This window comes from Niabella pedocola (assembly GCF_021044425.1).
GTDB lineage: Bacteria > Bacteroidota > Bacteroidia > Chitinophagales > Chitinophagaceae > Niabella > Niabella pedocola.
In genome coordinates this window covers 2,278,077-2,298,906 of the sequence record NZ_JAJNEC010000005.1, presented here as the reverse complement: position 1 = coordinate 2,298,906, position 20,830 = coordinate 2,278,077, and the positions used below count along the sequence as shown (strand labels likewise).

Annotated in this window: 13 protein-coding genes; 7 read left to right on the top strand and 6 right to left on the bottom strand. The window is 49.3% G+C overall.

All coding sequences use genetic code 11. The features are described 5' to 3' along the window. Window positions 1-21: 21 nt before the first annotated feature. The 5 genes from LQ567_RS17065 to LQ567_RS17045 all read right to left on the bottom strand — a co-directional run bounded on the left by LQ567_RS17065 (window position 22) and on the right by LQ567_RS17045 (window position 7,559). The gene (locus LQ567_RS17065) at window positions 22-3,252 is read right to left on the bottom strand and encodes an error-prone DNA polymerase (protein ID WP_231006616.1); all 3,231 of its coding nucleotides are present in this window, start codon (window positions 3,250-3,252) and stop codon (window positions 22-24) included. A gap of 11 nt (window positions 3,253-3,263) precedes the next feature. Beyond that, a complete protein-coding gene (locus LQ567_RS17060; protein ID WP_231006615.1) occupies window positions 3,264-4,760 on the bottom strand; it encodes a Y-family DNA polymerase in 1,497 nt (498 codons plus the stop codon). Between the two features lies 1 nt (window position 4,761). After that, window positions 4,762-5,496 carry an ImuA family protein gene (locus LQ567_RS17055; protein WP_231006614.1) on the bottom strand — a complete coding sequence of 245 codons (735 nt, stop codon included), beginning with the start codon at window positions 5,494-5,496 and terminating at the stop codon, window positions 4,762-4,764. 631 nt (window positions 5,497-6,127) lie between these two features. After that, complete coding sequence (locus LQ567_RS17050) at window positions 6,128-7,000, bottom strand: pirin family protein (RefSeq protein ID WP_231006613.1); 873 nt, start codon at window positions 6,998-7,000, stop codon at window positions 6,128-6,130. A gap of 10 nt (window positions 7,001-7,010) precedes the next feature. Further along, window positions 7,011-7,559: a YceI family protein gene (locus tag LQ567_RS17045; RefSeq protein WP_231006612.1), complete on the bottom strand. Its 549-nt coding sequence runs from the start codon at window positions 7,557-7,559 to the stop codon at window positions 7,011-7,013. A gap of 125 nt (window positions 7,560-7,684) precedes the next feature. Between LQ567_RS17045 and LQ567_RS17040 the strand changes: the two genes are divergently transcribed. The 6 genes from LQ567_RS17040 to LQ567_RS17015 all read left to right on the top strand — a co-directional run bounded on the left by LQ567_RS17040 (window position 7,685) and on the right by LQ567_RS17015 (window position 18,072). Further along, window positions 7,685-8,077: a winged helix-turn-helix transcriptional regulator gene (locus LQ567_RS17040; protein ID WP_231006611.1), complete on the top strand. Its 393-nt coding sequence runs from the start codon at window positions 7,685-7,687 to the stop codon at window positions 8,075-8,077. Between the two features lie 561 nt (window positions 8,078-8,638). Then, window positions 8,639-11,479: a ligand-binding sensor domain-containing protein gene (locus tag LQ567_RS17035; protein ID WP_231006610.1), complete on the top strand. Its 2,841-nt coding sequence runs from the start codon at window positions 8,639-8,641 to the stop codon at window positions 11,477-11,479. A 21-nt stretch (window positions 11,480-11,500) separates the two neighbouring features. After that, window positions 11,501-12,157: a response regulator gene (locus LQ567_RS17030; RefSeq protein ID WP_231006609.1), complete on the top strand. Its 657-nt coding sequence runs from the start codon at window positions 11,501-11,503 to the stop codon at window positions 12,155-12,157. Between the two features lie 359 nt (window positions 12,158-12,516). After that, complete coding sequence (locus LQ567_RS17025; protein WP_231006608.1) at window positions 12,517-15,750, top strand: SusC/RagA family TonB-linked outer membrane protein; 3,234 nt, start codon at window positions 12,517-12,519, stop codon at window positions 15,748-15,750. Window positions 15,751-15,762: 12 nt separating this feature from the next. Further along, entirely contained in the window at window positions 15,763-17,289 is a 1,527-nt protein-coding gene (locus LQ567_RS17020) for a RagB/SusD family nutrient uptake outer membrane protein (RefSeq protein WP_231006607.1), read from the top strand. A 339-nt stretch (window positions 17,290-17,628) separates the two neighbouring features. After that, window positions 17,629-18,072, top strand: a complete 444-nt coding sequence (locus tag LQ567_RS17015) for a hypothetical protein (protein WP_231006599.1) — start codon at window positions 17,629-17,631, stop codon at window positions 18,070-18,072. Between the two features lie 73 nt (window positions 18,073-18,145). Here the strand turns inward: LQ567_RS17015 and LQ567_RS17010 are convergent, their stop codons facing one another. Further along, on the bottom strand, window positions 18,146-18,643 hold the full coding sequence (locus tag LQ567_RS17010) for a GNAT family N-acetyltransferase (RefSeq protein WP_231006597.1): 498 nt from the start codon (window positions 18,641-18,643) through the stop codon (window positions 18,146-18,148). A 204-nt stretch (window positions 18,644-18,847) separates the two neighbouring features. On the opposite strand from LQ567_RS17010, the gene LQ567_RS17005 reads away from it, so the two are divergent. Continuing rightward, window positions 18,848-20,770, top strand: coding sequence for a peptide-N-glycosidase F-related protein (locus tag LQ567_RS17005; protein WP_231006588.1), 1,923 nt, complete (start codon window positions 18,848-18,850; stop codon window positions 20,768-20,770). Window positions 20,771-20,830: the final 60 nt, after the last annotated feature.

Here is a 20,830-nt window from a genome sequence, read left to right as displayed (position 1 = left end):
CCGTCTAACGCAATCATCTGTTCATTTAAAATTCCTCGACGGAAATAACTCACCCTGTACTGCTTTTTGCCCGATATCTTTTTTCTTACCGGTAGAATCGGTTTCACCCATATAGGAAGTTACGGGCAGCCGGAGATCATCCGTGCCCGGTGCGGCCATGTCCTGCAGGAGGATATTCATGTTATAGCAACGACGTACCACTACATGGATCACTTCGCCTTCTTTTTGTATTTTTCCCGAAACCATCAGCAGTTTCGATTGTAAGATCTCTCTCCGGTATCTTTCAAATACTTTATGAAACACCACCAGGTTGGCAATGCCGGTTTCATCCTCAATCGTAATAAAGCAGACCCCCGTGGCGGTTTGTGGCCGCTGGCGCACCAGCACCAGGCCGGCGATCCGGACAAAAGCGCCATCCGGCCATTGCTCCAGCATGTGGGTAGGTGCAATATTCCGTTGCTGAAGCCCGGAACGTGCAAAGCTTACGGGGTGGGCTTTTAGCGACAGGGAGGTACTGTTATAATCCTGTAGCACATGTGCGGCGGCACTCAATACCGGTAACTGAACCGCAGGTTCTGCAATACTTTCAGAAGGTTGTCCTTCAAATACGCCGGAAGGTTTGTCGGCCAGCGCCGCCACTTCCCAAAGGGCCTGCCGGCGATCCAGTCCCAGGGAACGGAACGCATCCGCATCGGCAAGATGTTCCAGGGCTGTTTGGGAGATGCCGGCATCTGACAACTGTACAATACTGCGATACGGTTGTATTCTTTTTCCCGTCAATATTTGCATTTCATCTTCCTTTAGCCCCTTTACCTGCCGGAAACCCAGGCGCACCGGGCAATACACTCCTTTTTTTTCTTCAAGGATATTATCCCAGCAGGAATGGTTTACATCCGCAGGTAACACTTCCACTCCGTGTTTACGGGCATCGATCACGATCTGCGCCGGACGGTAAAAGCCCATGGGCTGGCTGTTGAGCAATGCGCAGCAAAACACGTCGGGGTAATGATATTTGATCCAGGCAGAGATATACACCAGCAGGGCAAAGCTGGCGGCATGGCTTTCCGGGAACCCATAGCTTCCAAACCCTTCCAGCTGTTTAAATACCCGCTCCGCAAATTCCTTTTTATACCCTTTATTAATCATGCCGCTCACCAGCTTGGTACGCCATTTTGTTACCTGGCCGGGGGCTTTAAATGTAGCCATACTGCGGCGCAGGCCATCTGCTTCCGCAGGTGTAAACCCGGCCGCAACAATGGCAATCTCCATGGCCTGTTCCTGGAAAAGGGGCACTCCTTTGGTGCGTTCCAGTATTGTTTTTAATTCCGCAGAAGGATAGTCTTCATCTTCTTCTCCATTCCGCCGGCGCAAATAGGGATGCACCATATCGCCCTGTATGGGCCCGGGGCGTACAATGGCTACCTCGATTACCAGGTCGTAAAAATTCTCTGGTCGCAACCGGGGCAGCATCGACATCTGCGCCCGGCTTTCGATCTGGAACACACCAATGGTATCGGCCCGGCTGATCATCTCATATACTTCTTTTTCATCCTGTGGCACCGTAGCCAGCGTCAGCGCCCGCCCGTGATGGTCTTTGATCAGGTCAAACCCCTTCCGGAGGCAGGTGAGCATACCCAGGGCCAGCACATCTACTTTTAAAAACCCCAGGGCATCAATATCGTCTTTGTTCCATTCAATACAGGTACGGTTTTCCATACGTGCATTCAGGATGGGGCAGAGGTCCGATAATTTATTCCGGGTGATCACAAAGCCCCCGGTGTGTTGGCCCAGCTGCCGGGGAAAACCGATATACTGCCGGGTAAGTTCCAGTGTTTTCAACAGATGCGGATCATGGGCCATAAAGCCCCCGCTCGTTTTTGATTTTCCCGCGGCCCATTCCTGCGTAAATTCATATTCCGATTTTGCCAGGTGATCTACCGCATCGGCCGACAGGCCCATCACTTTGGCTACATCGCGTACGGCGCCCTTCCAGTGCACCTGGGTTACAGTAGCCACAATGCCGGCCCGGTCGCGGCCATATTTCTCATAAATATATTGCATCACCTCCTCACGTCGCTCATGCTCAAAATCCACATCAATATCGGGTGGCTCGTCCCGGTCATCCGACATAAACCGGGCAAAAAGCAATTTAATTTCTACCGGGCTCACCGAGGTAATACCCAGGCAGTAACAAACCACAGAGTTGGCCGCAGAGCCCCGGCCCTGGCAAAGGATCTCCCTGCTGCGTGCAAAACGCACCAGGTCATAAACGGTCAGGAAGTAGGAAGCATAGTTCCTGCGTTCCATAAAAGCCAGTTCTTCTTTAATAGAGGTGTTGATTTCTTTCCATTTCTCCGGCTTCATTTTAGCCTTGTCAAATTTTTCCTCTGCACCCTTCCATGCCAGGTATTCCAGCTCCTGCTGTGGTGTACGTCCTTCTGTGGTAAGCTCCTCGGGGTATACATAATTCAGCATACCCAGGGAGAACTGGCAGGCTTCCGCAATTTCCTGTGTACGGGCAATGGCATCCGGGTACAAGCGGAACAGGCGCAGCATTTCTTTCTCCTCTTTTAAATGCCGTTCTGCATTCTGGCAAAGCCGGTAGCCTGCGGTGTGTATCGTGCATTTTTCACGGATACAGGTAAGCACATCCTGCAGCTCCCTTCTTGCGGCTTCATGATAGTGCACATCATTGGTGGCAACAAGCGGTATATCGTATAATTCTGCTAGTTGTGCAAGACGAAATAACTTCTTTGCATCATTTCCCTGGTAAGTGCATACCGCCCCCAGGTACAGCTGTTTTCCCAACATCTTTTTGTATTCCTTTACCGCATCCTTAAACGCCTGGTCCAGGTCAAAAGCTGCGTTTAATTCCGGCGGAGGTATCACAATAAATTTCATGCCTTTTGCATACCGGTATACATCCGCTTTATACAGTACACATTTTCCCTTTTCTGTACGTAGGTTTCCTTCTGTTAATAAAGCCGATAACCGGCTGTAGGCGTCCTTGCCGGTTGGATAAATCAGCAGACTGGGGCCATCTGCCAGGTCCAGCCGGCAGGCGGGTATGACCCGCAGGGACGTGTTCTTTGCGGCAGCATGAGCACGCACGACTCCCGCCAGGGTATTACAGTCTGTAATGGCCAGCGTTGTATAGCCCAGCTGAAGGGCTTGTTGCACCAGCTCCTCGGGGTGGGATCCGCCCCGCAAAAATGTAAAATTGGTGGTTACCTGTAATTCTGTATAGCGCATCCATACCTCCTTTAAGCAAAAAAACCGTGCAGGAACCATTGGGGCTTTTCTTCTCCGTAATGGCCAGACCGGAACAGCCAGTACCGGGCTCCCTCCTCATCTTCCACCACATAATAATCGCGTACCAGGCCCTGCTCCAGCCACCATTCCTGTTCGATCCGTTCCGGGCCATCGGCCTTTGCTATTTTATGAACCTTCCCCCGGTAACGGAAAAGCATGGGCGGATAATCCGGCACCGGTGCCGCAACAACTACCAGTGCCGGTTTTGGCAACAGGTAAACAGGCCTCGGCCGGTCGCTGCGCCAGGAGGTTCCGGTTTGTTCAAATAAACCGCCCGGAACCACGGAACGTTCCGGCCAGTAATGTTCGGCCGGCAGGTACCGCTTTATGGCGGCATCCCCCATGCGGCCGGCGATCCGGTCCAGCAAACCCGCCAGCTCCGTACCCGTATCTGCACCACCCAGCGTATTCCAGATGGCCTCCTGCCGGCCCGAAAGTGCTTCCACGGCCGGGGCTTCCAGTGTAAACACCTCAATGCCCATACCCGGAGCGATGGTTGCGATCTTTGGTTCAAACAGTTTCAGCAGGTGACCGGTATTGCGTACCGGGCGGTTGGTTCCAATGAAAATCTGCTGGGATCCGCCTTCCACCGTATCGATCTTAAAAACGGCAGAACGCAACCCGCGGCCAGCTTGCTGAAGACTGTTGCAAAGCCGCTCCAATAATGTTTCCAGGGCCATATCAATGGCCACCCGTGTATGTACCGGCTCTGTACAGGATAGCTGTTCCCGGAAAACAGCCGCGGGTTGCAAGGGTACCGGCGCTTCCGGCAGATGACCCAGGGCCTGTCCCATACGGGTAAGCAGTTGCTGCCCGAAACGCCGGCGCAATACTGTTGCAGGCATGGCCATAAAACTCCCGGTATGTGCAAACCCCAGTTTCTGCAACCGTTCCAATACGGAAGGATCCAGCCGCAAGGCAGCAGGGGGTAAGGCGTTCAGCGCCGCTTCCTGTTGCCCGGGAGCTGCTATAAAATGGGTTGTCTCAAAACGGGCGATGGCCCATGCGGCACCCACAGTATCTGCAATGCCGGCCCTTACCTGGTATCCGGAAGCTGTTAGGTTACTGATAATCGTATCCCGGTAAGACGGCTCTCCGCCCCAAAGGTGGGGGCAACCGCTGATGTCCAGTAAAATGCCATCCGGCAGATCCGCCGCCACAACAGGTGTAAAACGAAGACACCATTCCGCCAGCCGGTTTAATAATTTTTCTTCTGCGCCGGCCTTATAATGAAATACCTTTAATTCCGGAAGCAATGCCTTTCCATCGGCCACCGCCATACCCTGTACAATTCCTTTTTTTAAAGCCGGGGGACTGACCGCTTTTACCATCAGCCGGCCCCGTTGCGGTGCAGCAATAATAAAAGGCGTGTCTTTCAGTTCCGGCCGGAGACGTAACGCCCGGTCGGCAAGAAGCGCCGGGAACCATATGGACAAATACCGGCGCATGCTATCCTGCTTTTTTTATAATCAATGCCTGCTCCGTAATTTTTTCCGGAAGCACGAAAAAGCCCTGCGGGGTCCATTGCACCTTCCAGGTTCCCGGGCGGCCATTGCGGATCTTACACAATTCTACATTCCAGCTTGGAAAACCCACGCCCGGCATCCCCCCGGGCAGCGTACTGGTAATGGGCTTAATCCGCCAGCGGGAAACACAGGCCCCGTTTTCAGCTACACGATTTGTACGGTGATGAATAAAACCGGTTACACGACTTTTTTCGACGGCCAGCTGCAACCGGCGGGACGCGGTAAAGCCAAGCTCCGGCACTTCGCCTACTACAGCAGCAAGGGTTTCGCATTTAAGTCCTTCTTCAATAGCCCAGAGGGCCTGCTTAGGATCCGGAGCCTCCACAAAAAGGACCTGGTCCGGTGTAATTCCAAAAATACTCAGGGCGGGCGGGAAAAGATTCCGGTGCCTGCTTACCCAAAGACAGGAGCCTTTGCGCATAAGTGTACCCAGTATGCCCGCTATAAAACCGGTGGTAGCTGCAGCATCTTCTGCACTGCTGCTGATCCATTCATGTACGGCGCCTACCGGAAATGCCCGGTGCGGAAACGACTCGTTAATAATACCCAGCCCCGGATCCTGCAGCTCCGGATCCAGCGGAGCCCGCAGGCCCTGCAGTAACAGCAGCTCCTGCTGCAGTTGCCTGAAAAGGGTGGTATGAAACAGCGCCTTTGTCATATAAACGGGCCGCCAGCAGCCAATGCTAAGGTACAATCATTTACTAATATATTTAGCAATTATTTGCTAATTTTTTTGCGGCCGGCAAATGGTTCTTGCCGGGTAACAAATAATACCCCGGCCTGATATACCGGTAACATTAAATATTAAGACAATGAAAACAGCGCTTACACTTTATATGATCCTGGTATGGATCCATACCGGGTTTGCACAGGATAATAGCACCCGGAGCCTTACCGGTTCCGGAATGCCGTCGCGGATTTCTATGATGTAACAGTACCCAAGCAGCAACAGCGGACCGCGCCGGCCGACACGACCCGTAATCCCTTATTTGAACAGGGCGGCACTTCGGGGCACAATCCGTTGTTTGAATCCTCACATATGGCCCAACAGGCATCATCCGGGGAGGGTCAACCGAAAAGCGGAAAACAGGATACAAAAAAGGATCCGGCAGGGAAACCTTCCAGTGGTTTAAAAGATATAGTAAAAACCCAGGTATAGCATCATTGCACCGTCTGCTGCAGCTCCGGCCAGTGCTGATGCACAGGATGGTTTTCCGGGGCTGCCCCAGCGGTCATTTCCTGTATGATCGTTCCGAACATGTGGCAACACGGGCTGGCCGCCGGGCCTGTTACAGCAGGATCCGTTGCGCCGCCGGAACGGTTGCAATGTGCGGCATCCGGCCGGAGCGGTACCGGTGGTACAGGTCAGGGATCGCATCCGCACTGTCGGCAATAAAGGGGCCATGCGCCACGATCTTTTCATGCTGTGGTGCACCGGCATAAAGCACCAACCGGGCATCCCCTTCCTGTGCAGTAACCTTTAATATACTTGCCCCCGCCGTGTGTTGCAGATCCAGCCATCCTACCTGTTCCGTATGTAATACCTGTGCATCTGCCCCGGCGCTAACACTTCCCTTCAGTATATATACAAATGCGTTGTATGTTGCAGGAAGATCCAGCAGGGCCGTTGTACCCGCTTCCAGCGTAATATCGGCAACGATCAGCGGTACATAATGGAGCACCGGTGCGGTCAATCCATTCAGCGAGCCACTGTATAACCGGATCTGTACGCCATCCTTATTCAGTACCGGCACATGCTCCAGGGGCAGGTCCTGTACCCGGGGCGTGGCATTCCTGTTTTTGCTGGGAAGATTCAGCCATAGCTGCAACAACCTCAACCGCATGGGCCGGTCGATGGTTTCGGTATGCACCACACCACTGCCGGCCGTCATCAGTTGAAAATCGCCGCGCTGCATTTTATGGGCCTCATCACCGATCTCCCCTTCCAGGAGCAAGGACACGGTTTCAAAACCCGCATGCGGATGCGCACCACCCGCAGGTTGAAAATCTGTTTTATCCAGTACATCATCCATCAGGATAATAAACGGATCGGAGGCCGTAAAATCGGCGCCTACCAGCTGACGGGCCATATGACCGGTACCCAGAAACCCCGGGCGGGCCTCCGGGGTTTCAACTCTTATAATCGTTCTTTCGGCTTTCATAACGGCTGCTTTATGCGGGAACAGCTGCCGCCTGTTTTACCAGTTCCAGTTCACTCTGGAGCTTCACTTCCTCACCCAGCGCAATACCGCCGGTTTCCAGCACAGAGTTGAAATTGATCCCCCACAGGCTGCGTTCAATTTTACCGGTTACAAAAAAGCCAGCCCGCTCATTGCCCCAGGGATCTTTGGTTGTGCCGTTATGTTCTACTTTCAGCTGCACCGGGTGGGTAATGCCCTTTAAGGTCAGGTTGCCCCTCAAATCGAAGGTATCGGCCGTTTCGCGTGTAATACCGGTTGATACAAATTCCAGTTCGGGATACTTTTCCACTTCAAAAAAATCGGAATTGCGCAGGTGGGCATCCCGTTGCTCGTTATTGGTGGATACGGAATCCATGCGGGCCGTAAGTTTTATCTGAGCCTCACTAAAATCGTCTCCGGGTACCTCTACCGCTACCTGAAAATCCCGGAAAGAACCGGTTACATTGCTGATCATTAAATGCCGGATCTTAAAACCCAGTTCACTATGTGTAAGATCCGATACCCATTTTGTTTGTGCCATAACTTATTTTTTGTTTAAGAACACAAAGGTATTTCGGTCTGCTTTCAAAAAGTAAGCACTTAACAAAAGGTAAGCACTATACAAGATGTAAGTGGGTATCTTTGTGCTTCTAAAACAATCGGATCATGGCTAAAATAAATAACTGTACGGAACTTCTTTCGCCCGAAGCATGCAGTGCCAATTTAATGGCTGTTGGAGATGCGTTATATGCCATTGGCGGAAAATGGAAACTACGGATCATTGTAGCTTTAAAAACCGGCAGCAAACGTTTTAATGAGCTGCAGCGGTCTATTGAAGGCATTTCTGCCAAAGCGCTTGCAGCCGAATTGAAAGATCTTGAATTGAACGGATTTGTGCATCGCCGGGTATTTACCGGTACGCCCGTAGTGGTCAGCTATGAGTTAACCGAATATTCCGGAACACTGGGAGAAGTGTTGGATGCACTTTCCTCCTGGGGCAGGATGCACCGGGAAACCATTAAGAAAAGTATGCGTAAGCATAAAAATCCGGTCGTATAATATTTTCCGGGCGCATTATTATTACTACACCGTTCAAGCAAGCAACCTGTATCTCTTTTCTAACATAAAAGCAGGACGCTTATAGCAACGCCTGGGAGCCCTGCTTTTGTTTAAGTGCCGCATTTTAATTCCGTCTGTAAAGTAAATAACCGTATGGCGGGTATCCCGTTATCTACCGGGTCCGGAGTATATTACAAATAATCCCCCTTTACGGGGGATTCATTTTTCTTTAAACGGGTTTACATTTGAGCGTGAATATGATTCGACTGCGGCAATGCTCAACAAGTAATTAACAAGGCGCATTGTTCGCATAAAAGATATAAACGAAGAATTTTCTCATGTAGATTTTTGTTATCTGCAACGCAGGTGGTTTTCACTACCTGCCCTTTTTGTTGTATAAATATATGTAAAAATTAACACTTAAGTCAGGATTTCGTGATTTATATTTATAGGGAATGGGTTCAAATGATAAAATTGCTGCAGCGCATCTGTTTCATTCTCTCCTTTTGCCTTGTTAGTCAAACAATACAAGCGCAGCGCCTTCCTATTGAAAATTTTAATGTGGACAAAGGGTTAAGCCAGTCGCAGGTTACCAGTATCACACAGGATGTACGCAACTATTTATGGGTGGGCACCATTGCCGGCCTGAACCGCTTTGACGGGATTCGTTTTAAAACCTTTTCCAAGAAAGACGGGCTCCAGTCCAATGTGATCATGGCCCTGTATGGTGCTTCCAACGGAGTTGTATGGATCAGTACTGCCAAGGGCCTATCCCGGTACAATGGCTACCGGTTCGAGAACCTCAAAATGCCGGCGCAAAAAATGAGTTTTGATTTCAGTGTCATCACAGAAGATGCCAATGGAAACATTTACGCATATGATTTCTGGAACGGGTTATTTGTTGTAAAAGGAACCTCCATTGCAAAGGTACCGCTTCCCTCGGAGGGCAGGAGTGCAACCTGCTCTTACCGGGATCAGCAAAAAAGGCTTTGGGTATATATTTACCAGCAGGGATTTTATGAACTGTTGAACGGCATCTGGACAAAAACGATCGCGATCACGGGGTTAATGCCCCGGGAGTTTGTACGATCAATGACCGAAAGCAACGGCATTTATTATGCGATTACCAATAAGGGAACAATTTTAAAGATACAGGGAGGCACCGTCATTCAACGCAAACGATATGAGGGCACTTTCAGATCGATCAACATCGATGACGATCACAATCTTTGGGTTGCAACGGCACATGGAGCACTGTTGATTGACAGCGGCACCTTGTTGCTGAAGCAGGAGCTGAATGCCCAAACCGGTCTTTCGGATAACATGGTCAATATTGTTTTTAAAGATACCGATCATAATTTCTGGATTGGTACCGATGGGGATGGCCTGTTCAAATATTCCGGTGGTCCATTTATACGATACGATAAAAACAACGGGCTTATAGGCAATGTGGTGATGGGGTTTGCAAAAGATAAAAACGGGGAGCTGTTCGCCGGTACACGGGAGGGAACGCTGCTGAAATACAATGCCGCAAAAAAAACGTTCCAGGCAAGCGCACCATTAAAAAAAGCGATCAACGGTGTAAACTGTATGGGCTCGGATCCTCAGGGAAATATCTATGTAGGCACGATGGAGAACCGCCTGTTAAAGATCCATGATGGCCAGCTGTCTGAAATTCCGCTTGAAAAGGAACACCGGCCAGGCATTTATACGATCAAGTCTTACGATGGCCTTGTTTGTGTGCATACCACTATGGGCAGTTACTGGATTGAAGGAAACCGGGCACAGAAGATCGATGGAATCAGTGGAGTGGTGAATTCCATTGCACTAAACGGTAATGAAATACTGGCAGGAGGCAGTAAAGGATGCTTTACCTATGCTTACAAAAGCGCTGCAAAACCGGTGCACATTCCAGGACTGGAAGATGTAAATATTTCCTGTTTTGAAAAGATAGGTAAGTATATTGTTATCGGCAGTTTTGATGAAGGTCTTTTCTTCTGGGACCGCGCCCGTAACCGGGTGCGAACGTATAACAGGGAAAACGGACTTGCAGACAATAATGTTTTTGCCATAATGAAAGATTTCAGCGGCAACCTGTGGGTGGGCACCAGTTCGGGAATACAGCAGGTACACCTGGATAGCGCTACCGATCATATCAGCATCCGGCAGTTTAATATAGCAGACGGATATGAATCTTCGGAAACCAATCTGAATGCCATGATTGAAGGTGATGATCATTCCATATGGATCGGCACCACGAAAGGGGCATTTATTTATGATGCTGCCGCCGACCGCAAAAGAACGGTTGGAACACCCGCCACCGTAATAGAATCGGTTGATTATCCCGGAGCGGAAACAACAACGGGGCAGGAGCTTTCCGCATGGGAGCATTTGCCCCCGTATCCAAAAATAGCATTTGCCAATAACAGCATTGCTTTTAGTTTTAAGGGCATCTACCTGCGCGATCCGGCGTCACTCCTGTATACATATAAACTGGAAGGCTACGATACGGCGTTCTCCCGGCTTCAGCACGAAACCACCTTAAATTATATGGGGCTGCCTCCCGGCCGGTATGTTTTTAAAGTAAAGGCGGTAACCAACGACGGCATTGCTGCCGCCAATATCGCCGAATATCCGTTTACGATCATTACCCCTTACTACAAAACCACCTGGTTCAAAGGATTGCTGGTGCTGGCCCTGATCGGCATCGGCTGGGTAACACAGCTGATTCATACCAATCAAAAACGCAGGCGGCGTAAAGAGATCCGGAAAATCCAGGAGCAGGAACAACAAAAGATACGCGAACAAACGGCTGCTGATTTTCATGATGAACTGGGGAATAAATTAACCCGGATCTCCATACTTGCGGATGTACTGCAGCATAAAACGGATCCGGCAGATGAAGAAAAAAACAAAATCATCCGGCAGATAAAAACCAATGCCCTCGGTCTTTACGCCGGTACCAAGGAAATCATCTGGTCCTTATCCAAAGAAAGCGATGACCTGAACGAGGTGCTCCTGACAATCCGGCAAACGGGTGTGGAGCTTTTCAGCGACACAGCGGTTCAGTTTGTTTTTACAGGACTTCCGGATACAGACGCCGCCATCAAAATACCCCCGGGCTATAACCGCCATATCATTATGATATTTAAAGAACTGCTGAGCAACAGTATGCGGCATGCAGGTGCCACGCGGGTGATGATCGCCTGCCGGAAAGAAGGGCCGGATGCGATCGGCATCTGCTTTACAGATAATGGTATCGGGTTTAACAAGGCGCATATCAGAGGAAACGGCCTGAACAATATCCAGCGGAGAGCCGAGAAAATCGGGGGGCTTTTGCAGCTCCATTCCGCTCCGAACGAGGGAACCTCCTGCAGTTTGATTTTTAGTCTAAAAAAATAAAGGAACAATAAAAGAAAATTTATGTACGCCGACAAACCATTTACGTCTGACACAGCTGCAATCATTAACGTTTGTATTATTGAAGATGATGAGGTCATCCGGAGAGGATATATCAGCCTTTTGCAATCGGATGAAGGATTTTTTACATCGGGCGCATATGCTGCTGCGGAGGAGGCGCTGAAGCACCTGGAGGAAGACCAGCCGGATGTGATCCTTCTGGATATCCAGCTGCCGGGGATCAAAGGCGTGGATGCCCTTCCGGCAATAAAAAAAATCCTTCCCCATGTACAGATTATCATGCTTACTGTTCATGAAACCGAAGACCTCATTTTCACAGCATTAAAGAACGGAGCATCGGGTTATCTTACCAAAAACACACCGTTCAGCAAAATAAAAGACCATATCCGGGAGGTGGTAAAGGGAGGTGGTGCCATGAGCGCCGGCATTGCGATGCAGGTAATGCGGCACTTTCAAAAAAACCTGAACACCCCGTTAACAAAAAGAGAAACCGAGATCCTGGAATGTATTGCGGATGGAAAGAGCCGGTCGAAAATTGCAGCGCAGTTATTTATCGACCTTGAAACCGTAAAGTCGCACATTAAAAACATTTACCACAAGCTGGATGTGAACTCCCGCGATGAAGCCATTAAGGTGGCCCGTAAAGACCGGTATATCTAACCCCAACTGATGGCGGACAGCCGGTTCGTACATTCTTTTTCGTCCCCCGTTTAGGGGGATTTTTTTTGACATATGTTTTGAAACCCGCTCTGGATCTATGTTACAAGGCAATCCCCCTTTTGGGGTGACGTTCAAAATTTAACAAATATTTTCCTTTGTGTTGCTGCTGTAAGTAGTAATAAAATGATGATGTATCTGTATAATATTAGCTACGGAGAAAAGAAAGACATTCGCTCTACCCGCCTGCCTTAATTAAAAACCATTGCTTTTATAACAATGCACGTTGCTGCTGTCAGCATGCCAGGCATAAACGCCTGCTCCCTTATTGTAAAAATTATTGTTTAACTAAAAAGAAGTACATGAGAAGGATCCTATTACTTTTTTTGTTTGTAATGAGCCTGTACAGTGCAGCTATGGCACAGGAACGGGTAGTTACAGGCGTTGTTACAGGAGAAAACGGAGCTCCTGTTATTGCCGCAACCGTTGTAATCGTAGGAACAAATACGGGCGTTTCTACCAAAACCGACGGCAGCTTTTCCATTACGCTTCCCCAGGGTAAGCGCACACTTGAGGTATCGTCCATTGGTATGACCACCAGGCAGGTTACCGTGCCCGGCAATGAATCGTATGTGAGCGTGGTATTGTCGCAGGCCAAAGAAGCCATGGAAATGGTGATTGTTACGGCCTATGGTAAGCAAACCCGTAAATCGATCACCGGTGCTGTGGCTTCCATCAATGCACAGGATATTGAGAAGCGCGCCCTTACCAGCGTTACCGGCGTTCTGGAAGGTGCTGCTGCCGGCGTGATGGTGAATAATACTTACGGACAGCCGGGTGAAGACCCCCTGCTGCGCATACGAGGCTTCTCCTCGGTTAACGGGAACAACAATCCGCTGTATGTGGTGGACGGGGTCATTTTCGGCGGCAGCATTTCGGATCTGAACGCTAATGATATCGAAAGTGTGTCCGTATTAAAGGATGCCGCTGCAGCCGCGCTTTACGGGAATAAAGCATCGAACGGGGTAGTGCTGATCACCACAAAAAAGGCAGGCTCCAATAAACCCGTTTTTAATGCTGTGGTAAATCAGGGGCTGTATACACGTGGCATCCGGGAGTATAAAACTATGAGCCCCGATCAATATATGGAAGCGATGTGGCTGGGATACCGCAACAATCTTTTATCAACAAGCAGTGTGTACAATACGATGGAAAAAGCCAACGCCAAGGCTACACAGTCGGTGATTGCAGACAATATCCACTACAATCTTTACAATAAACCAGACGACCAGCTTTTTGATCAGAACGGCAAGCTTGTAAGCGGGGCTACGGTAAGGGACGGCTACAAGGGCGACCTGGACTGGTTTTCGCCCATTCTCCAAACCGGGCACCGGCAGGATTATACGGTAAATGGCGGGATACGCACCGATAAAAGCAGCTTATTCTTTTCAACAGGCTATCTTGATGAAAAAGGATTCTTTAAACGCTCCCGCTTCCAGCGTTTTTCGGGCAGGATCAATGCGGATATAACCCCGGTAAAATGGTTTAAGGCCGGTATGGTCATTAATGGTACCAGCCAGATCAACAACAATTACACCGATGAGGATGGATCATTTGTAAATCCCATCGAGTTTGCCCGCACTATTGCTCCCGTATTTCCCGTGCACCTGCATGATATGACCACCGGTGAATACATCCTCGACGCCAATGGCGATAAACAGTATGACGATGGTACCCAATACAACCGCGTGCAGAATGTGGGCCGTCATGCGATCTGGGAAAATGAGCTCAATAGCAGAAGGACCGATATCAGCTCCCTGCAGGGACAGGCGTTTGCAAACATCAAATTCCTTAAAGACTTTTCGTTTACCATTACCGGGGATCTGTATACCAAAAACACCAAACTCAGGCGGTATGATAACCCCATCATCGGGGATGGATATGGCAACCAGGGGCGCGCCGGCCGGGATCTGTACCGGTATATGATCTATACCTTTCAGCAACAACTGAACTGGACACGGTACTTTGGCAAACACAATGTGGATGTATTGGCCGGTCATGAAAACTATAATAACTTTTACAGCAACCTTTCCGGTATGAAAGGCACACAAACCTTCACCGGTTTGGATAACCTGGACAATTTTACCAATATGATCTCCTTTGGCGAATTTGATAACGTCATACGCAGTGAAAGTTATTTAAGCCGCGTGCGGTATAATTATGATCAGAAATACTTTTTGGAAGGATCGTTCAGAAGAGATGGTTCATCGCGTTTTAATCCCGATCACCGGTGGGGCAATTTTATGGGCATCTCCGGCGCCTGGGTGCTTACGGGAGAATCCTTCCTGCAGCCCGTAAAGGCTATCAGTAACCTGAAGCTGAGAGCCGGTTATGGAGAAGTAGGTAACGATGCCAGCGCCACCCGTTATGCCTGGCAGTCCTTATACACCATCGATCAGAATGCCAATATAGCGGCCGTGTACCTGTCGCAGATCGGCGCTACAGACCTGGTTTGGGAGAAAGTAGGAACCTGGGGCGCGGCCCTGGAAGGCCAGCTTTTTAAACGGCTGAATTTCATTGCGGAATATTTTGACAAACGTTCCATTGATCTGATCTTTCCCTTGAATCTGCCACTTTCCGCCGGCGCTACGAACGGAGACCTCGCAGAAGCCACCGTATTAAAAAACCTGGGAACCCTGTCTAACAGGGGATGGGAATTCAGTGCCGACTATTATATCATCGACCACAAAGACCTCCGCCTGAACCTGGGCGCCAATGCTACCTTTATGAAGAATAAGATCCTGCGGCTGCCTGAGCAAAACCGGAAGGATGGTATCATCAGCGGTACAAAAAAGTTGTTCGAAGGCCATAGTATCTACGACTTCTGGATGTATCAATACGCGGGCGTTGATCAGATGAACGGAAACGCGCTTTATATTGCGGATGATGTGGTATACAACGGGGGCGTTAGCAGCCAGCCCGGAACCGCCATACCTGCGGCCAACCTGGTAACCATTAATGGTAAGAACTATGTAAACAATATCACCTATGCCAAAAGGAACTGGAGCGGAAGTTCCATACCGAAAGCATTTGGAGGTGTTACGCTGAAGATAGACTGGAAGAACCTCACCCTCTCGGGCATGTTCACCTATAGCCTGGGCGGTAAGATCATGGACTATGCATACCAGGATCTGATGACCATGTCTGGTACACCCGGCAATTTACACACCGATCTTTTAAACGCCTGGAATGGTGCGCCTGCAGGAATGACCGCAGAGGCCTCCAACCGGCTGGATCCGAAAGGTGTTCCGGTGATCGACTATTCCAAAAGCGCACAATCCAATGCCACTTCCTCTCGTTTTTTACAAGATGCCACTTATGGAGTGATAAAGAATATTAACCTCGGGTACCGCGTCCCTGCTGAGATTCTTGAAAAAGCATCCATACGCTCCTGTTTCGTGAATTTCACGATCGAAAACCTGGCAACGTTTACCCGGCTGCAGGGCCTGAACCCGCAGCAGTCTTTTAACGGTACCCACTACAGTTATTTTATGACACCGAGAGTGTTTTCCCTGGGTATTAATTTAGGATTATAAATTTTTGAAATTATGAACAAGTTTATATCAGGCCTCCTTATTGCCATTGCCGTTTTATCGTCATGCAATAAAACCTATTTAGATACAAAGCCTACCGATGCCGCCAGTCCGGAAACAGTATTTGAAACCACTACCAATGCCAAACTGGCGGTTAATGGGCTGGCCAAGATGATGACCACCCAATACCTGGAATCGCAGGGGTTCAATGGAGAGGGCACCATAAAGATGTGGTACGGGAACTATCCCGGTGCCGACTTCTATGTTAACCTTCCCGGGTGGGCGCCCATCATCAACGCTACCTATACCCAAATCTCCACTACCATTTATGATTACTATCCCTGGTATTACTATTATAAGGTTATCGGAAATGCCAATACGATCATTGCCCGCATCGACGGTGCCCAAGGTACCGAAGCCGAGCGGCAGTTTATAAAGGCCCAGGCGCTCACTTACCGGGCTTATTGTTATATGATGCTGTTACAACTTTATGGCAACCGGTGGTCCGACTCACAGGAAGGCGCCACGAAGGCCGTGGTATTAAGACTGGATCAAGGTACCGGGGAAATACCAAGATCATCCCTTAAAGACTGTTATGCCCAGATATACAAAGACCTGGATGATGCAATTGGCATGTATCAAAGTTCCGGCAAAACCCGGGAGCATAATTTTGATGCGGATAAGAACGTAGCTTACGCGGTTTATGCCCGCGCTGCCCTGAACCGGCAGGATTATTCAACAGCAGAGCAGTATGCAAAAAAAGCCCGGGAGGAATATCCACTGATGAATAATACCGACTACCGCAAGGGCTTTGCAGATCCCACTTCTGAGTGGATCTGGAGCAGTTACGGCGCATCAGATGAAACCTTATATTATTATTCCTTCCAGTCTTATATTGCCTATAACTCCAATGCCTCGGCAGTAAGAACCACCCCTAAATGTATCAATAAACTGCTTTTTACCAAGATACCGGCATCGGATATCCGGAGAAGTCTTTTCCTGGATCCAACGGGCTATACGTATAATACGGGTAATGGCCAGGCTTCGGCAGCCTTATCCACTTATGCAAAAAACCTGTTTCCTGATCTGCAGTCCAACTCCACTATATACGCCTATATGCAATTCAAGTTTAAAGCCAACGACCTGCCCGGCGTAGGGAACCTGAACCATTTCCGGTCTTCGGAAATGCTGCTTATAGAAGCAGAAGCCAAATACTTTCAGAACAAACCTGCCGCTGAAATTCAGGCGCTGTTGGTAGAGTTGAATAAAACATCCGGCAGGGATGCCAGCTACACCGTTTCGAAAACCGGGGCGGACCTGCTCAATGAAATCAAATTTTACAGGAGCGTTGAATTATGGGGTGAAGGGTTTGACTGGTTTGATCTGAAGCGATGGGGAACCACCATTCAACGGGTGGCAACCGACCAGGGCGGCAGCTTTCCCGCAGCACTGGCGGTAACCATTAAACCTGAGGATAGTAATAAATGGACCTGGGTGGTTCCCAACCGGGAGTTTGATTACAATTCACGGATCAACGAATAGTTTTTAAACCAGCTGCTTTAAAGAGCTGTCTTAAACGATCGCTGAATCGTCAGGCTGTATGGTGTTTAGTTGCTGCAGCATGATATCAGTAATGGTCTTTAAGACAGCCTTTTTTATATCCCAGCCCTGGCATCCTTTCGTAATAATCCGGCAATGGCCATTTTCCGCGCCCAAAAACGGCTTTTGTCATAAAACTGACCGGGGGGTATTTTAACATTTCCTATACGCCCGGGCCATAAAAATCACGTTTAACGGGGGATGATTTTTTTTTGCGATGGTACTACTTTTATACAGGTAAACGGATGAACCACCCTGTCAAAAAAAATTAAAACATATACCATGAAACGGCTTACTTTATTTATGCTTCTCTGCTGCCTGGCCTCCGGAGCCTTTGCAGCAACGCCCATTGTGGGAGAGCAGGCGCTGAAATCTTTTAATGCCTTGTTCAGCAATGTACAAAATGTAGTTTGGGTCTCCGGCAAGGAATACAGCGATGTCTCATTCAAAGCAGAAGGCAAACTGATGAAAGCCCGGTTCGACAATACCGGCAACCTCATTCAAACCATCCGCTATTATAAAGAAGAAGGGCTACCGGTATTTGTGCGGCAACGGATCCGGAAGCAATACAAAGGCTGCGAGATCTACGGCGTAACGGAGCTTTATACAAAAGATGCGCTTACCTACACTTTTTCGCTGCGCAATGAGCGGCATCTGTTTGTAGTACTTTCTGACCTGAACGGCGAAGTGATTTCCTCAAAAAAATATACCCGGTCCGACACATAGGTGCCGCATTTAAGAATTTCTTCCGGAAAAGAAGCGGTTTCCTGTTTACAGATCAGGAGTCCGCTTTTTGCTTTCAGGCGGTATCCCCCTCATCCGGTAAGGATCCTTTGTCTTTTATTGAATTCCATTTTTCAGCAGTCATTTCAAACCGGATTTCACCTTTTCCGTGGGTGCCGGTTTCTGTCCAGCCGGCTTTCCGGTAAAAAGCCTCGGCCCTGGTTCCGGGTGCCGTACCCAGCCAAACGGTTTGCGCCGTCTGCATAAAATACCAGTCCAGCATAACATCATGCAATTGTTTTCCAATTCCTTTTTTTTCATATTCCGGATGTAGGAACAGGGCCCATATATGCTGCGCTTTCAGATCTGCGATTGAAAACCCCACCACCCGGCCGTTCGTTTCATAAACCCAGCCCTTTCCCCGCTGTGTTAAAAAATCCGCACAGTCCTGGTCCGTTACCAGGTTCGGGTTAGAAAGTGCATTTTCTTTCACCGCATTGCGCACAACCTGGATTTGCGGTATATCGTTGATGGTGGCTTCCCTGATCATTGTTAGTAGCGGTTTATTGTTCAATAAAAGAATTTTATTGTAATGTATTAAAAATAACCGTTTCCAACAACCGGCTACCGGGTAAGCAAGGCTGGAGCCGATGGCTTTGATAGCGTAACTGCCGGGCACCATTTCAACACCGGCAGATGGCCGGCCCGCGATCTCTGTAAAAAATGACCGGATTATTTTATCTTCGGTCTGTATCCTGAAATGATCATCTATCCGCTTATGAAATTGAAACTGGTATTCTTCCTGCTGCTGACAGCAGCATCCATGGTTGCCACGGCACAAAAGGCAGCCGTAAGTCATGTTATTACGCATAACCGCGCTACCATCATCTGTGATCCGTCGAAGGGAGAAAAAGCCTATCCTTCCTGGGGTGTATTTCCCGCGGAAAAGGTTCCGGTGCGCAAAGTAACCATGCACCTTACCCTGGGCAGCCCCGATAGTTTACTCACCGCCCACTGGGATTACCTGGATCATATTGTGCTTCGCCGGAAGGGCGGAACGGATGGCCCCCAGCTGAATTATGAACTGGGCAGGATGCTTACACCTTACGGCAGTGTATATAATAAAGGATGGAGCTGGAAATGGCAGGTAGATGTTACCGATTTTTCGCCCTGGCTGCGCGATAGTGTGGAGATCGTGTATACACATACCGGCTATGAAAATAATACGGTAGGGTGGGCGCTGACCATCGATTTTGAGATCATCTCCGGTCCGCCGGTGATGACACCCCTGGGCATTGTGCCCCTATGGAACAAAGGGTATAAATATGGCGACGCCAAAGAAAAAATCGAAGACCACCTGCTGCCCGTGAGCTATACCACTGCTCCCGGAGCCAGCATCAATCGCATCCGCATTCAGCATACGGGGCATGGAATGGACCGGCCACGCGGGTGCAGTGAGTTTTGCAGCCGCTGGCGGGATCTGAAGCTGGACGGCCATATCATCGATCACCGAAATATGTGGAAGGACTGTGGCGGCAATCCCCTGTACCCGCAGGGTGGCACATGGATCTACGACCGGGCTTACTGGTGTCCCGGCGACCTCCAGGAACCGGATGTGATCGACGTACCGGTAAAACCCGGCCGGCATGAGGCCGCCCTGCAGATGGAGCCTTATACCGCTACCGGCAATGTACAGGCGGTGGAAAATATTTCAGCTTATTTATTCCAGTATTCTGCACCACATCAAAAAAACGATGCCGCCCTCGAAGCCATTATGGTGCCCAGTGATGAACAGCGGTTTTTCCGGCTGAATCCGGCAAGCTTCAACCCGCGTATATCCATCCGGAACCTTGGCGCAGATCCCCTTCGCTCGCTTACGATTGTATACGGAACAGAAGGCTTTGAGAAAAAAACCTTTCATTGGAAAGGATCTCTTTCGTTCAATAAGACGGAAGAGATCCTGCTGCCCGGCGAGATCAGCGAAAAAGACGGGGTCAATACTTTTAGCGTAGTACTAACCAATCCCAACGGGAAAAAAGATGCCTGGACCGGAGACAATGCCCGGAGCACTTCATTTACCGCCCCGGTAAAGCTGCCTTCGGAATTTATTGTACAGCTGCTTACCAATAATAAGCCAAAGGATAACCGGGTTTTCCTCGTTAATAACAAGCGGGATACCCTTTTTCAGAAAGCGCCGGCACAGCTGGAGGCCAAAACACTCTATACCGACACGATACGTCTCGCTGCCGGTAAATATACATTGGGGCTTACCGACAGCGCCGGTGACGGACTGGAGTTTTGGGCAGAGCCCCGGAATGGCGACGGGTACCTGCGCCTGTTTGATATGAAGGGGAACCTCATTCATGCATTTGAAAGCGATTGCGGCAATGGCGAAATCCTCAGTTTTAAAGCCGTACCCGGTTTTGCCCCGGATACCAATATTGCAAAACAGGCATTTTCGCTTTATCCAAGGTCGGTAACGGATCAAACACAACTCAGTGTGGTGTCTAATAAGCTTAGCGATATGACCGTTGTCATTACCGTTGATGGTGTGGTTTGGCAACGGCATGAATACAGGTCCATTAAAAATGCCGTTTTCAATTACGATCTTACCCACCTTCCCACAGGAAGAATTGTGGTAGAAGCCTTTATGAATGGCGTAAGCCGGTTTAAGGGGCGGATTAATAAGCGGCCCCGGTAACGGCGGCCCGGCTTGCTAATGCCCTTTAAACAATACATATACCGCTGTTCAACAGGGCAG

What these genes read in the sequence shown, in the direction of transcription:
- LQ567_RS17065 (WP_231006616.1), bottom strand. Translation starts at nt 3,252, where the DNA reads ATGCGCTATACAGAATTACAGGTAACCACCAATTTTACATTTTTGCGG.
- LQ567_RS17055 (WP_231006614.1), bottom strand. Translation starts at nt 5,496, where the DNA reads ATGACAAAGGCGCTGTTTCATACCACCCTTTTCAGGCAACTGCAGCAG.
- LQ567_RS17045 (WP_231006612.1), bottom strand. Translation starts at nt 7,559, where the DNA reads ATGGCACAAACAAAATGGGTATCGGATCTTACACATAGTGAACTGGGT.
- LQ567_RS17030 (WP_231006609.1), top strand. Translation starts at nt 11,501, where the DNA reads ATGTACGCCGACAAACCATTTACGTCTGACACAGCTGCAATCATTAAC.
- LQ567_RS17020 (WP_231006607.1), top strand. Translation starts at nt 15,763, where the DNA reads ATGAACAAGTTTATATCAGGCCTCCTTATTGCCATTGCCGTTTTATCG.
- LQ567_RS17025 (WP_231006608.1), top strand. Translation starts at nt 12,517, where the DNA reads ATGAGAAGGATCCTATTACTTTTTTTGTTTGTAATGAGCCTGTACAGT.
- LQ567_RS17005 (WP_231006588.1), top strand. Translation starts at nt 18,848, where the DNA reads ATGAAATTGAAACTGGTATTCTTCCTGCTGCTGACAGCAGCATCCATG.
- LQ567_RS17040 (WP_231006611.1), top strand. Translation starts at nt 7,685, where the DNA reads ATGGCTAAAATAAATAACTGTACGGAACTTCTTTCGCCCGAAGCATGC.
- LQ567_RS17050 (WP_231006613.1), bottom strand. Translation starts at nt 7,000, where the DNA reads ATGAAAGCCGAAAGAACGATTATAAGAGTTGAAACCCCGGAGGCCCGC.
- LQ567_RS17015 (WP_231006599.1), top strand. Translation starts at nt 17,629, where the DNA reads ATGAAACGGCTTACTTTATTTATGCTTCTCTGCTGCCTGGCCTCCGGA.
- LQ567_RS17060 (WP_231006615.1), bottom strand. Translation starts at nt 4,760, where the DNA reads ATGCGCCGGTATTTGTCCATATGGTTCCCGGCGCTTCTTGCCGACCGG.